The sequence below is a fragment of the Phytobacter sp. V91 genome, from assembly GCF_965644225.1.
Taxonomy (GTDB): domain Bacteria; phylum Pseudomonadota; class Gammaproteobacteria; order Enterobacterales; family Enterobacteriaceae; genus CBFFRJ01.
Map to the genome: position 1 here is coordinate 1 of NZ_CBFFRJ010000016.1, position 14491 is coordinate 14491.

General features: G+C 52.9%; 11 protein-coding genes and 1 tRNA gene. 1 reads left to right on the forward strand and 11 read right to left on the reverse strand.

Features of this window, described 5'->3' with window-relative positions; all coding sequences use genetic code 11:
- Positions 1-207: 207 nt before the first annotated feature.
- From dppF to rbsK, 8 genes are all read right to left on the reverse strand, one after another.
- Positions 208-1218 carry a dipeptide ABC transporter ATP-binding subunit DppF gene (dppF, locus tag ACSZO4_RS05190; RefSeq protein ID WP_437887806.1) on the reverse strand — a complete coding sequence of 337 codons (1011 nt, stop codon included), beginning with the start codon at positions 1216-1218 and terminating at the stop codon, positions 208-210.
- On the reverse strand, positions 1215-2198 hold the full coding sequence (gene dppD, locus ACSZO4_RS05195; RefSeq protein WP_437887807.1) for a dipeptide ABC transporter ATP-binding protein: 984 nt from the start codon (positions 2196-2198) through the stop codon (positions 1215-1217). The genes dppF and dppD overlap by 4 nt, the downstream gene beginning before the upstream one ends.
- Positions 2199-2208: 10 nt before the next feature.
- The gene (gene dppC, locus ACSZO4_RS05200; RefSeq protein WP_437887808.1) at positions 2209-3111 is read right to left on the reverse strand and encodes a dipeptide ABC transporter permease DppC; all 903 of its coding nucleotides are present in this window, start codon (positions 3109-3111) and stop codon (positions 2209-2211) included.
- A 9-nt stretch (positions 3112-3120) separates the two neighbouring features.
- Positions 3121-4140, reverse strand: a complete 1020-nt coding sequence (gene dppB, locus ACSZO4_RS05205; protein WP_437887809.1) for a dipeptide ABC transporter permease DppB — start codon at positions 4138-4140, stop codon at positions 3121-3123.
- 174 nt (positions 4141-4314) lie between these two features.
- A complete protein-coding gene (dppA, locus tag ACSZO4_RS05210; protein WP_437887810.1) occupies positions 4315-5922 on the reverse strand; it encodes a dipeptide ABC transporter periplasmic-binding protein DppA in 1608 nt (535 codons plus the stop codon).
- A 624-nt stretch (positions 5923-6546) separates the two neighbouring features.
- Complete coding sequence (locus ACSZO4_RS05215; protein ID WP_437887811.1) at positions 6547-7560, reverse strand: aldose 1-epimerase family protein; 1014 nt, start codon at positions 7558-7560, stop codon at positions 6547-6549.
- Positions 7561-7571: 11 nt separating this feature from the next.
- Complete coding sequence (fucP, locus tag ACSZO4_RS05220) at positions 7572-8888, reverse strand: L-fucose:H+ symporter permease (protein WP_437887812.1); 1317 nt, start codon at positions 8886-8888, stop codon at positions 7572-7574.
- Between the two features lie 35 nt (positions 8889-8923).
- A complete protein-coding gene (rbsK, locus tag ACSZO4_RS05225; RefSeq protein WP_437887813.1) occupies positions 8924-9844 on the reverse strand; it encodes a ribokinase in 921 nt (306 codons plus the stop codon).
- A gap of 328 nt (positions 9845-10172) precedes the next feature.
- Between rbsK and ACSZO4_RS05230 the strand changes: the two genes are divergently transcribed.
- Positions 10173-10970, forward strand: a complete 798-nt coding sequence (locus tag ACSZO4_RS05230) for a DeoR family transcriptional regulator (RefSeq protein WP_437887814.1) — start codon at positions 10173-10175, stop codon at positions 10968-10970.
- Positions 10971-11078: 108 nt separating this feature from the next.
- Here ACSZO4_RS05230 and ACSZO4_RS05235 read toward each other — a convergent pair.
- The 3 genes from ACSZO4_RS05235 to ACSZO4_RS05245 form a co-directional block, all read right to left on the reverse strand.
- Positions 11079-11155 (reverse strand) — tRNA-Pro (locus ACSZO4_RS05235).
- Positions 11156-11244: 89 nt separating this feature from the next.
- On the reverse strand, positions 11245-12927 hold the full coding sequence (eptB, locus tag ACSZO4_RS05240) for a kdo(2)-lipid A phosphoethanolamine 7''-transferase (protein ID WP_437887815.1): 1683 nt from the start codon (positions 12925-12927) through the stop codon (positions 11245-11247).
- A 327-nt stretch (positions 12928-13254) separates the two neighbouring features.
- Positions 13255-14463 carry an L-lactate MFS transporter gene (locus tag ACSZO4_RS05245; RefSeq protein ID WP_437887816.1) on the reverse strand — a complete coding sequence of 403 codons (1209 nt, stop codon included), beginning with the start codon at positions 14461-14463 and terminating at the stop codon, positions 13255-13257.
- Between the last annotated feature and the right edge of the window lie 28 nt (positions 14464-14491).

Consider the following 14491-nt stretch of genomic DNA (forward strand, 5'->3'; position numbering starts at 1 on the left):
GCCTGCGTCAGGAAGCTGGTGACCATCCTGAACGCCATGGTGCGTGACAATACAAAATGGGCGGCAGGTTAGCTGCCGCCCATTGACTTTAAACACAGCTGCTCTCCCACCGGGAGAGGGAACCGATCGTGCGGGCTCGCTTTTCTCCCTCGCCCCCATAAAAAAACCGGCGCATCTGCACCGGTTTTTTTTATCACGCATCCGCATTTACGCGCGCGGTTTCTCGCCATTCACGTCCTGATCGACGGCAAAGCAGGCCACCAGTTGACCATCGTACTCTTTCAGTTCCGGCTGCAACTGAGTGCAAGGGCCGAAGCGACGACGGCAACGGGCGTTGAACGCACATCCCGGCGGCGGGCTCAACGGGCTTGGCAGCTCGCCGGTCAGCTTGATACGCTCGCGACGCTCATCCGGGTTCAGACGCGGCGTCGCAGAGAGCAACGCCTGGGTGTACGGATGACGCGGGTTAGAGAAGATCTGATCCTTGGTGCCTTTCTCCACGCAACGGCCCAGATACATCACCATCACTTCATCAGCAATATGCTCAACCACCGACAGATCGTGAGAGATGAAGACATAAGACAGGCCTAAATCCTGCTGTAAGTCCATCATCAGGTTCAGCACCTGCGCACGCACGGAGACGTCCAGCGCGGAGACAGGTTCATCGGCTATCACCACGTCCGGGTCGAGCATCAGACCGCGGGCAATGGCAATACGCTGGCGTTGACCGCCGGAGAACATATGCGGATAGCGATCATAATGTTCGGTTTTGAGGCCGACCTTCGCCATCATCTCCAGCGCTTTCTCTCGACGCTCAGCCTTACTCAGAGTCGAGTTAATTTGCAGCGGCTCTTCCAGAATCTGCCCCACTTTTTTACGCGGGTTCAGTGAACCATAGGGGTTCTGGAACACAATCTGGATTTTCTGCCGACGCAGTTTTTGCGCGTGCGGATCGTGCTTGAGCAGATCCTGACCCTGGTAGTAAAGCTCACCCCCGGTCGGGGTTTCAATCATCGTCAACAAACGACCCAGCGTCGATTTACCACAGCCTGACTCACCCACCACTGCCAGCGTTTTACCGCGCTCTAAGGTGAAGGAGACGCCATCCAGCGCTTTTACCAGACGTTCTGGGGCAAACATGCCCTTTTTCACCGGGTAGTGCTTTTTCAAATCAATGGCCTGCAACAAGTGTTGCGTGGCGGCCTCATGCGTACTCATAGGGTCGGCCTCCCGGCATCATCGAGTGGATAGTGGCATTTCGACTGGCGTGCGCCAGCAAGGTTGTTCAGTTCAGGCTCTTCAGTACGGCATTTGTCGGTTGCATAGGGGCAGCGCGGATTAAGCAAACAGCCGTTCGGACGGTCGTACTTACCCGGTACCACACCTGGCAGCGACGCCAGACGGGCTTTATCCTGGGCAAACTCCGGCAGCGCACGCAGCAGAGCCTGGGTGTAAGGATGACGCGGCGCGCGGAAGATATCCGTCGCAGCACCCGTTTCCACTACCTGACCGGCATACATCACAATAATTTTATGCGCAGCTTCGGCCACCAGCGCCAGATCGTGAGTAATCAGGATCAGCGCCATATTCTCTTTTTGCTGCAATTCGAGCAGCAGCTCGATGATTTGCGCCTGGATGGTCACATCCAGCGCGGTGGTTGGTTCATCGGCAATCAGCAGTTTTGGCTGACAGGCAATCGCCATAGCAATCATCACACGCTGGCTCATCCCACCAGAGAGCTGGTGCGGATAAACATCCAGACGCGATGCCGGATCCGGAATACCGACCTGGTTGAGCAGGTCAATCGCACGCTGGCGACGGGTTTTCTTGTTGCCACCCTGGTGTACCTTAATCGCTTCCATAATCTGGAAACCGACGGTATAGCAGGGGTTGAGGCTGGTCATCGGATCCTGGAAAATCATCGCCACTTCGGAGCCCACCAGACTGCGGCGCTCTTTTTCCGAAATGAGTTTCAGATCCTGACCGTTGAATTCCAGGCTCTCCGCCATCACACGGCCCGGATAATCAATCAGCCCCATGATCGCCAGTGAGCTGACCGACTTACCTGAGCCGGATTCACCGACGATACCGACAACTTCGCCCTGATTTACGCTGTAGCTTACGCGATCTACAGCGCGGAACGCGGCCCCTTCATCACCGAAGTGCACCGACAATTTATCTACATTTAATAACGCCATCTCGAACCCCTTACTGCTTCAGTTTAGGATCGAGCGCATCACGCAGGCCGTCACCCATCAGGTTAAATGCCAGCACCGTCAGCAGGATCGCCAGACCCGGGAAGGTCACGACCCACCAGGCACTTTGCGCGAACTGCAACACGTCGGAGAGCATGGTGCCCCACTCCGGTGTTGGCGGCTGCGCGCCCATGCCAAGAAAGCCGAGGGCGGCCATGTCGAGAATGGCGTTCGAGAAACCGAGCGACGCCTGAACAATCAGCGGCGCAAGGCAGTTAGGGAAGATATTGACGAACATCTGGCGCATCGCCCCTGCACCCGCCACGCGCGAGGCGGTAACGTAGTCGCGGTTAACTTCCACCAGCACGGCGGCGCGGGTTAGTCGCACGTAGTGCGGCAAGGCGACAAAGGTCAGGGCAAGCGAGGCGTTGACTATCGAGGGACCAAAAATGGCCACCAGCACCAGAGCCAGCAGCAGACTTGGCAGCGCCAGCATGATGTCGACAATACGCATAATGATGGTATCAGCCAGGCCGCCGAAGTAACCGGCAACCAGGCCCAGAATAATCCCCATCACCAGCGACAGCACCACCACCAGGCAGCCGACCAGCAGAGACAGGCGTGCGCCGAACATCAGGCGCGATAAGGTATCGCGGCCCACATCATCGGTGCCGAGGATATGCGACCATGTGCCGCCATCCTGCCATACCGGCGGCGCCAGCAGCGCATCGCGGAACTGTTCTGCCGGGTTGTGCGGTGCGAGAACGTTCGCAAAAATCGCAATCAGCAGCATGATAACAACGTAGACCAGGCCAACAACTGCGCCTTTGTTACGTTTGAAATAGTGCCAGAACTCCTGCAACGGAGTCATAGGCACCGGTGCAGAGATAACTTTAGTTTCAGTGGTTTGTGACATGATGGCCCCTTACTTCTTATGCCGAATACGCGGGTTCACCACGCCGTAAAGCAGGTCGACCAACAGGTTGACGACAATAATCATCGTCGCGACCAGCAATACCCCACCCTGCACCACCGGATAATCACGGCGTTGCAGTGCGTCAATCAGCCAGCGCCCAAGGCCCGGCCACGAGAAGATAGTTTCCGTCAGGATCGCCCCTGCCAGCAGTGTCCCCACTTGCAAACCGATAACCGTGACCACCGGCAGCATAGCGTTACGCAGCGCATGCACGATGATAACGCGCATCCGGGTCAGACCCTTGGCACGGGCGGTACGAATGTAATCTTCACCCAGGACTTCCAGCATTGAGGAGCGGGTCATACGGACAATCACCGCCAGCGGGATAGTCCCCAGCACAATGGCCGGCAGGATCATATGCGCGACGGCATCGATAAAGTTGCCTTCCTCGCCCCAGATGGCGGTATCTATCAGCATAAAGCCGGTCAGAGGCTTGCTGTCGTCAAGGAACACCATATCGCTGACACGCCCGGAGACCGGCGTCAGGTTCCAGTGCACCGACACCAGCATAATCAGCATCATGCCCCACCAGAAGATAGGCATGGAGTAACCGGTCAGTGCGATACTGACAGCGGTATGGTCGAAGATGGATCCACGTTTTACCGCGGCCAGCACGCCCACCGGAATACCCACGGCGACGGCAAAAATCATGGCGCAGACACCAAGTTCCATTGTCGCCTGAAAGCGCGGCACGAACTCGTCCCACACCGGAAGACGGCTCTTAAGAGAGATGCCTAAATCACCGTGCAACACACCCCAAACATAGTTGACGTACTGCTCCCACAGCGGCTTGTTCAGGCCAAGCTCAGCCAGTAACTGAGCATGACGCTCAGGAGAGAGCCCACGCTCACCTGCCATGATCATCACCGGATCGCCAGGGATCATATGGACGAAGGCAAAGGTGAGAAGGGTGATACCGATAAACGTAGGGATGACAAGCCCTAAACGTCGGAGGATGAACTGCAACATAACCCGGATTCTCTGTAGTGACGCTTCACGAAGCTCGCGAGACGTCTTTATTGCTCACAAATAAGTTCTCCCTCTCCCTCAGGAAGAGGGCCGGGGTGAGGGAGGCATCGCCTGAGTCCCCCACCCTGACCCTCTCTCCCAAAGGAGAGGGAATAAAGCGTAGTGCTTTTTTGATTATTCTACTGACACATTTTCGAAGTGGTGTTTGCCGAGCGGATCAACCACATAGCCTTTGACTTCTTTACGCACTGGCTCATATACGGTGGAGTGAGCCACGATCAGCGCCGGAGCCTGATCATGCATCACAACCTGAGCCTGTTTGTACAGTTCAATACGCTTGTTGTGGTCGTCGGTAGAACGTGCCGGTTGAATCAGATCTTCAAACGGCTTGTAGCACCAGCGAGAGTAGTTGGAACCTTGTTTTGCCGCATCGCAGCTGAACAGGGTTGCGAAGAAGTTGTCCGGATCCCCATTGTCCCCGGTCCAGCCCATCATCACAGCCTGGTGTTCGCCTGCTTTAGCACGTTTCAGGTACTCGCCCCACTCGTAGGTCACGATTTTGGCCTGTACGCCGATTTTTGCCCAGTCAGCCTGAACCATTTCAGCCATACGGCGTGCGTTCGGGTTGTACGGACGCTGAACAGGCATTGCCCACAGCTCAACGGTAAAGCCTTTCTCGTGGCCGGATTCTTTCAGCAGTTGCTTCGCTTTCTCAACGTCATAGGTGTAATCCTTAACGTCGTCGTTGTAGCCCCACATGGTTGGCGGGATCAGGTTTTTCGCCGCAGTACCTGCACCCTGGTAAACCGCTTTGATGATCGCGTCTTTGTTCACCGCGTAGGTCAGCGCCTGACGTACTTTCACGTCGTCAAACGGTTTTTTCTCGGTGTTGAAGGACAGATAACCGACGTTCAGACCCGCCTGCTCCAGCAGGTTGATGTTTTTGTCCTGCTTCATACGCGCGATGTCAGCCGGGTTCGGGTACGGCATAACCTGGCACTCGTTTTTCTGCAGTTTGGCATAACGTACAGAGGCGTCAGGCGTGATGGAGAAGACCAGACGATCGATCTGCGGCTTGGTGCCCCAGTAGCCTTCAAAGGCTTTGTACAGAATGCGGGAGTCTTTCTGGTATTGCAGCAGCTGGAACGGACCGGTACCGATCGGATCCAGGTCAACTTTGTCCGGCGTACCGGCTTTCAGCATGTTGTCTGCATATTCTTTAGAGAGAATAGAGGCAAAGTCCATTGCGAGATCAGCAAGGAACGGTGATTCCGGGCGAGTCAACACGAACTGAACGGTATTGTCGTCAACCTTCTTCACTTCGCTGATCAGGTCTGGTAAGCCCATACCTTCGAAGTATTCGTAGCTACCGCCAGAGACTTTGTGGTACGGGTTGTCAGCATTTTTCTGACGATCGAAGGAGAACACAACGTCATCAGCGTTGAATTCACGCGTCGGTTTGAACTCTTTGTTGTCCTGCCACTTCACGCCTTTACGCAGGTGGAAGGTGTAGGTTTTACCATCAGCGCTGACTTCCCATTTCTCAGCCAGGCCAGGAATAACTTCAGTGGTCCCTGTTTTGAACTCAACCAGACGATTGTAGATCGGTACAGAGCTTGCGTCGTAAGTAGTACCAGAGGTGAAAAGCTGTGGGTTAAAGCCCTCGGGCGAACCTTCTGAACAGTAAACCAGGGTTTTTGCCTGCACGCTTGCCGCCACAGTCATCGCCACCAGGCTAAGACCGAGCTTCAGCATCCCTGACTTCTTCAAGGAAATACTCATTATTCTGCTCCAATGTGATATGTGTTGTTACCCTTGCGCTGGGCTATCCGACAGGCCTTTATTAGATTTTTACCTGGACTTATCGGCAATTATGAGAGATGGGAAATCCTTTCACGGGTTGACTGAGTTGCAGTGCAGATTCTCCATGAAATGCCCCTCATGCCCTACAATCTGTCAATAGAATGTCAAAACGTCAATACAGGTAACGGGGATTTACATCACTGATGAGAATCAACAAACAAAGTGAAAAAAAACTTCAAGGCGCTATTTTCAGCAGGTAAATTTGTGCTACTCGCCACATGGCAGAATAATTCCCTTAAGAATAAACTGAACATAGTGTTTATCGTTTGAACAGATTATGAAAAATTTCTGACGAAATGCTGAATATCTGAGCGATAAATACCGGGAACATTAAAACGCACAGCGTAAAATGCTGACCTTATCCATAAGCAACGCGAAAAAAGATTTATCTATATATAAAAAATACAATGGAATATGTCACAGAACAGGGAGTTGGCAGGGCGAAGTAAGGTTAAATCTGGGTTAAAAATCGGGACTTTTTTTGCCCGGCGATGTGAGAAGAATAACATTCACCGGGCATCGTGAGACAACATTCACAGCGACTCAGGCAATACCAGTCGTCACCGTAAAGGAGCGAGTCGCCTGTGGCGCCAGGTCGATTAACGTGCCGTTACGCCGGGCGGCAAGATAACCTTCCGGACGGCAGGTTGCCGGCAAGGCAAATGCGGCAACCTGTTGATCGCCATTATATAAGATCCAGCGGGTCACATAGTTCAGCTCCGCACTGGAGAAGCGAGTGACAAAGGTGGTGCCATCCGGCGAGATCATACGAAATTCAGGCCTGTCGGTATAATCAGACAGTTTGTCGGCAAAGAAGACGATTTCCGGGTCATAAAACGCCGCCTGATTAAGCGTTGCCAGAGTCGCCTCCCCCTGCAATATGCGCTGATTGAACGCCAGCCACTGTTCGGTCGGTTTTACATGGGCCGGTACCGACTCACGCAGTTTTAACGCCGTATCCGGGATATTCTGGCTAAAGGTGGCGTCCGGCACATACGCGTAGTTCATATGGCACATGTACTGTAACGGCATTGCCACCGAGGCCAGGTTGGTCACCGCCATATGAATATCAAAAAGCGCGCTGGCCTTATGCATGACCACCGCAGGCCGTGCCTGATAATGATGACCAAAGCCCATCACATACTCGTAGCTCCCGCTGATGCGCAGGCTGTCGCCGTCAAGCTCCAGCCAGGCCTCGTCCATCGCCGCACAGGCCATTTCACCGTGCAGCGGATGGGTATCTTCCGCAGACGGGCAGCCGTTCGCCAGCAGCCCGGAATGGAAAGCAAAGCAGCCGTAGGTCGCCACCACTTCGCTTGCCGGTTTCGGCTGGCTAAACATATTGCGCATGGTCAGGTCATGACCATCAAACTGCGCGTCCCAAATCATCTGCCCCATCCAGGGCAGAATGACGAGATGACCACGACTGTTTTCGACCTTCAGCCCTTCCACACCGCTGGCGTAGCGAAAGGCAGTCACCGTGAAATCGCTGTTTTCCACTATTGTTCGCGGTTGCTCCGTAAAAAGCGTCCGCCATAAAGCGATACGTGTTGCCATGATAACTCTCCTCAAGATGCCGTGGCGGCGGCCAGTTCATCGCGCACTTTGCTTTCACGCCAGAAGTAGAGGCCGACGTAAACAAAGCACAGCATGGAGACCAGGAACGAGAGCTGTAATGAGTGGAGCATATCAGCAACATAACCCTGAATCGCCGGCACCACCGCTGCCCCCACAATCGCCATCACAATCACTGCGCCCGCCATCTCGGTATGTTGATTATCGACCGTGTCCAGGGTTCTGGCGTAAATGGTCGCCCAGCAGGGGCCAAACAGTACGCTCACCATCACCGCGACATACACCGCGCTAAAACCAGGGGCCAGCGCCACCCAGGCCAGGAACAGCGCGCCAATCACGGAGTAGAGGATCAGCACCTTCTCCGGGTTAAAGCGGGTCATCAAAATGTTGGCGATAAATTTACCGATAAAGAAACAAACGAAGCTGTAGACCATAAAGTTGGAGGCATCGCGTTCGTTGATATCCCCAAGTTCCAGCGCCAGACGGATGGTGAATGACCAGACCGCCACCTGCATGCCGACATACAGGAACTGCGCCACAATGCCGCGACGAAAACGGCTGTTCCCGGCCAGATAACGCAGCGTATCCATCGCTGACGGGCGCTTGTGGTTCGCGGTTTGCGCCACTTTGCAGGTCGGGAAGCGGGTCACCAGGAACAGCACCATGACGACCACCAGCACCATAATCATGTACTTGTACGGCTCAAGGGTGTTTTCCAGCATCAGCACTTTGAAGTTATGGATCTGCTCCGCATTCATGCCAGCCATCTGTTTTTCCAGGCTTTCGCCCTCGGAAAAGACCAGATATTTACCCAACAAAATACCGACGACCGCGCCAATCGGGTAAAAGGTCTGGCTGATATTCAGGCGCAGCGTGGCGTGGGATTTCGGGCCGATCATCGAACTGTAGGTGTTCGCTGCGGTTTCCAGGAAACTCAGGCCGATGGCAATCGCGAAAATCGCGGCAAGGAACATGGTGTAGGTTGCCATATGCGATGCCGGGAAAAAGAGCATACAGCCGCCGATATACAGCGTCAGACCCGTTAAGATTGCCACTTTATAACTGGTTTTCTTAATCACCAGTGAGGCCGGGATCGCAATTAAGAAATAGCCGCCATAAAATGCGCTCTGCACTAATGCGGAGGCAAAGTTGCTGAGTGAAAATACACTTTTAAACTGCGTAATCAGAATATCATTTAAAGCCGCTGCGCATCCCCATAACGGAAATAAGCAGGATAACAAAATAAACTGGAACAGAGGGGTCTTATTCAGATAGCCGTCAGGCATCTGGATGATGTTTTTATTGTTCATAGCGCTACCTTTTACTGTAATACGGATGCAGGGAATTATTCGTTTAGCGTTAAAAACTCATTAAATTGTTCAATACTTGGATAAGACGACTGGGTACCTTTTCCGGTCACGCTAAATGCAGCGAAGAGAACCGCTTTTTTCATGGCGGCTTCAACATTGCCGCTCTGGACGTAATAGTGGGCAAAGCAACCGATAAACGCATCACCGGCACCACTGGTATCAATGGCATTGACCCTGAATGCCGGTACGTGGACTTCCTGGTCGCGGGTCATCCATAACGCCCCTTTTTCTCCCATGGTGACAATAATATTGTTCAGGCCTTTATCAAGCAGACTGCGGGCGGCTGCACGAATATTGTCGTAAGAATCAACAGGCATCCCGGTTAATATTTCAAGTTCAGTTTCATTCGGCACAAAAAAATCACATTTACAGGCATAGGACATATCTAATTCCCGTAATGCGGGCGCCGGATTTAATAACACTTCAATACCGTGTTTTTTGCCAAATTCAATCGCGTGATATACCGTCTCCAGCTGTACTTCAAGTTGCAGGACAATCAGCTGGCATTTTTTTAAATCTTCCGCCGCCCGATCAATATCTTCCGGAGAGAGAAATTTATTCGCCCCTTTGATAATAAGAATACTGTTACTGGAATTAGCATTAACAAAGATCGGCGCCACGCCACTGCTGGTGCAGGGGACTTTCTCAACATAGGTGGTATTGATCCCCCAGGATTCGAGATTGCGAATGGTGTTATCGGCGAAGATATCATCCCCGACTTTAGTCAGCATCAACACCTTTGAGTTGAGCTTGGCTGCCGCAACGGCCTGGTTTGCCCCCTTCCCGCCACAGCCTATCTTAAAAGCGGGCGCTTCCAGCGTCTCCCCCTCTTTAGGCATCTGGTTGGTATAAGTGATGAGATCCACCATATTGGAGCCAATTACCGCGATATCCATTTTTACTACCTCTCAGAAACAATCACATAACAATGATATTTAAATAACATTATCATGTTACTTTAGTATCATTTGTGACTATGATCGCGATTGCAGGATCATTTTTTTGCTCATAAAACGGGCGATATTTGCGATAAAAATCACATAATCAACTCTGCAAATAAAAATAACCAATTGAATTAAAAGAATTTAAAATCCATAAAAACAAACAGAACAGCGCTTTTAATTCCTACGTCCGGGCAGTATAGTGATGCAATAAAGCGATGTTCCTTAAGACACACGAATGTTAACAATGGAACATTTGTACGGTGAGTTGCGGAGAGAGTGAATGGAAACCAAGCAAAAAGAACGCATCCGGCGTCTGATGGAACTGCTGAAGAAGACGGACAGGATCCACCTCAAAGAGGCCGCCCGCATGCTGGAGGTCTCGGTGATGACTATTCGCCGCGATCTCAGTCAGGATGATGAACCGCTGCCGCTCACCCTGCTCGGTGGCTATATCGTGATGGTGAATAAGCCCGCAGCGCCTTCTGTTAGCGCCTCGCCTGCGGCAAACAGTACGCACCATCGTGACGACCTGCCTGTCGCCATTCTGGCCGCCGGACTGGTGAGCGAAAACGATCTGGTATTTTTTGATAACGGGCCCGAAATGCCGCTGGTCGTCAGTATGATCCCGGATGACGTCACCTTCACCGGCATTTGCTATTCCCATCGGGTATTTATGGCGCTGAATGCAAAATCGAAGGCCACTGCCGTGCTGTGCGGTGGGACTTATCGGGCTAAAAGTGATGCATTTTACGATGCCAGCAATCCTTCGCCCCTGGACTCGCTCAATCCCCGCAAAGTGTTTATTTCCGCCAGCGGGGTGCATGAAAACTTCGGCGTCAGCTGGTTTAACCCGGACGATCTGGCCACCAAACGCAAGGCCATGGAGCGTGGTTTACGCAAGATCCTGCTGGCCCGCCACGCGCTGTTTGATGATGTCGCCCCCGCCAGCATTGGCCCGATATCAGCCTTTGATGTGCTGATTAGCGACAGGCCGCTGCCAACGGATTATATGGCGCTCTGCCGTAACGGCTCGGTGAAGGTGATTACCCCGGAGTCGGAGGGGAGTGAGGCGTCATAGAACCAGTGAACTTAAGGTGAACGGAGCCATTACTCAGGACGGAAAAACGCTCATCCTCTCCGGACTCCGGATGCAAAAAAGCCTGCTCAGGAGCAGGCTTTTCGAATTTGGTCGGTGATAGAGGATTCGAACCTCCGACCCCTTCGTCCCGAACGAAGTGCGCTACCAGGCTGCGCCAATCACCGAATGCGGGGCGCATCTTACTGCCGCGAACCCCGATCGTCAATCCCTTAATGTAAAAAAGCAAACTGACTGGTGAGAAAGCCGCCAGGCCTTATTTTGCTGGCTCAGCAGGCAATCGGCACCAGTTGTTATTTTCATTAATTCCGCCATCCGGCGAGGTATAACCCAGGCAGCCCATAATGGTGTCGTACAGCTCAACATGGCGACGCGGCACCTTCATATCCGCCTGCTGTTTCAGGTGGGCGAACATTTTGGCTTTATCCAGATCTTGCAGGTATTTGTCCGACATCCAGACCATCATTGGCACACGGAACTGTTCTGGCGGCGCCATTTTACGCGGCGTACCGTGCAGGTGTTCCTTCTCATTAATGGACTCGCCATGGTCTGCGGCATAGAAAACAATCGCTTTCCTGTCACGCACTTTATCAATAACGCTGTCGATAAAGTGATCCACATAGGTCACAGAGTTATCAAACGAGTTGATAAGCTCCTCTTTACTGCACTTGTCATCCACGCTGACACACTCTGGTTTCCACTGCGCAAAACTGCGCGGATAACGCTGGGTGTAGTTAAAATGCGACCCTTTGGTGTGCATGATAATCAGGTGCTTACCGCCAATATTGTTATCCAGCGAGCGCTGCATTTCGTCAATCAGCAGCATGTCATCGACGTTTTTGCCACGGTTACGCGGCTCTGCGCCAATCTGTTCGCGGTAGGCAATATTGTCCGCCATGGTATTGCTGTAGAACCACATCTCGCTCTGCATGGCATACAGGTCAGTAGAGAAGCCCAGCTGCTTGAGTACCGCAAAGACGTTCTGTTCTTTCAGCGTCCGCTGAGGATTGTCGTCCGCCCCGCCCTCACGCACAAACATACAGCGCAACGACAGCTTGGTGGCGGTATCACAGGAATAGCCACGGAAAGCGACGAGGTTTTTCTCCTGCGACAGCTTCGGCGTGGTATTGCGGGAATACCCCAGCAACCCCATATGATCCCAGCGCGTCGTTTCACCAATCACAAACACCACAAAGGTATCGTCGAGCCCTTTGGGCGGCACATAGGTGTATTTGGTGGCCGGGTTAATCAGCGATTTGTAATCCGATGACTCATCCACCTGCGCCCAGGCATACAGGCCAAGGGCGGAAAGCCAGTTAGAAGGCAGATAAGAGTTCGCCACCACCCCGCCGTAGCTTGGCATATCCACGCCCGAAGTCCGCTCTTCATGCTTCTGCTGCAAATCCAGCAGGCGAATCGGCCCCCAGACCATCAACGCGGCGACCACAACCAGTGAAACGCTTTTAAAGCGTTGCCCGGGGGTTCGAAGCTGGCGCAGGAGCGTGTAGCGGGAGCGGTTATTCCAGATAGAGAGCAAAGGTACGAGGCTGACTATCGCCACCCAGGCAACCAGTTGCCAGCCCACCACCTCTTTAGACAGATCGATATCGGTCGTCATCACCGACGCGATAATCCCGTAGCCAATCACGACATTCAGGAATGTCATGTAATAGCTGGCTGCCGCAGAAAAGACCACCACCAGCGACGCAAGCACGCGCCAGGCGCGGCGTCCGCACAATGAGAGCATACGTAATAAAAAGAAGGTCACCAGTACAGTGCCAACCAGTTCCACTACCGCAGAGATTCCTTTCCAGACGGTGAACGCTTGCGCATAACCGTCAAACCGACGGTAGAAAACTGCGCTATTCATAAACAAGCCGATATACAACGCCAGCAGAAAACTTAGCCTCTGCTGAGTCATTGATTTTATATAACTCATGCACACAACCCTGGAAAAAGGGGACAACGAAACCGGTACAACATTGGTGTTTTAACGTCTACAGGTGAAAAAACGCGGGAAGTTGATTCAGGAACTTCTAATGCGTGGCTAAGTAGACCACAAGGGCAAAGAAAAGTGTCACCCAACAGTGTGATCCAGTCAGATATTTACAAAAATTTATCGCTCTCAGCCTGATGTTTAGCCGCCTGACGCCATTGAGGCGACATAACGGGCAATTTCGCATCAATCCTGCGACTTGCGGCTAAAAGACAAAAAAACCGCCGATGACGGCGGTTTCAGAGGGTATCAATAACTGATTACTGACTATCAGGCATGAGCATGTTTGTGTTTATAGACACTACGCTGCGGCTGACGAATCGTGGTTGAGAGCGCAAGAGAGAGGATCAGCAGAGCGAAAATCACGCAGAAGGTCACGTAGAAGCCGCCGAACAGCGAAGCAATAATCGACCCGCAAATACTGCCGATACCAAAACCTAAGTAAATTACGCCGTAGTTTTTCGCCAGGTTGTTAAGGCCGAAGAACTCGCTCACCAGTGACGGGAACACGGTGATGGTGCCGCCAAAGTTAAAGGCAACGCAGGCAATGGCGGCAAAGAAGGTGGTTGCATTCAGCGGGGCGAACAGCAGTGCAGCCATGCCAACCAGTGAAATAACCTGACCAATGGTAATCACCCGGATGCGGGCAATTTTGTCGGACAGAATGCCAAGCACCAGGCGACCGGTCAGATTGGCAATGGCAATCACGGTGACGGCGTTAGCGGCGGTTGCAACGTCGAGATGCACCATGCCCTGAGCAATATCTTTCGCCACGCCAATAACATACAGACCACTCATGCAGGCTGTCAGGAACATCACTGCCAGCATCCAGTACTGCGGCTGACGCATCGACTGGGCGAGGGTAAAGTCGTTTTCTACGACTCCGTTTACCGTCCCCGCTTTTTGCTGCGGCGCATCAGTCATCAGGGTTGCGCCACCGACGATCATCACCAGTGCTATCGCGCCCCAGATCATAAAGGTTTTTTCCAGACCGACGGTGGACAGCAGATGGCTGTCGATAAATTTGAAACCGAGGCTGCCCAGGCCATACGAACCAATGGCAATGGCGGAAATCAGCCCTTTGCGTTCCGGGAACCACTTCACGCAGTTGGAAAGGGTAAGCAGGTAACCCGCGCCATCGGCCAGGCCAACCAGTAAGCCAGCGCTCAGCCACAGCATCATCAGGTTACTGGAGTGCGCGGTGAGGAAGAAACCCACGCCCAGCATAATGCCGGAAGCCATGGTGACGCGTTTCACGCCGAAACGTTCCTGTAATTTCCCGGCAACGGAAGAAGAGAGCGCCAGACCCAGGCTTAACAAGCCGAAGGAAAATGCCACCTGGCTGACAGGCTCATCGAGCTTATCCGCCAGGGCGCTGTTGAACAGACTCCAGGTATAAACAGATCCCAATGCAAATTGCGTAATAATGGTGCCGACCAGGGTTAGCCAGCGAGTGCGATTAGAGGATGAAGTATTCATGGCAGTTGTCCTGCAGAAGAAATTAAAG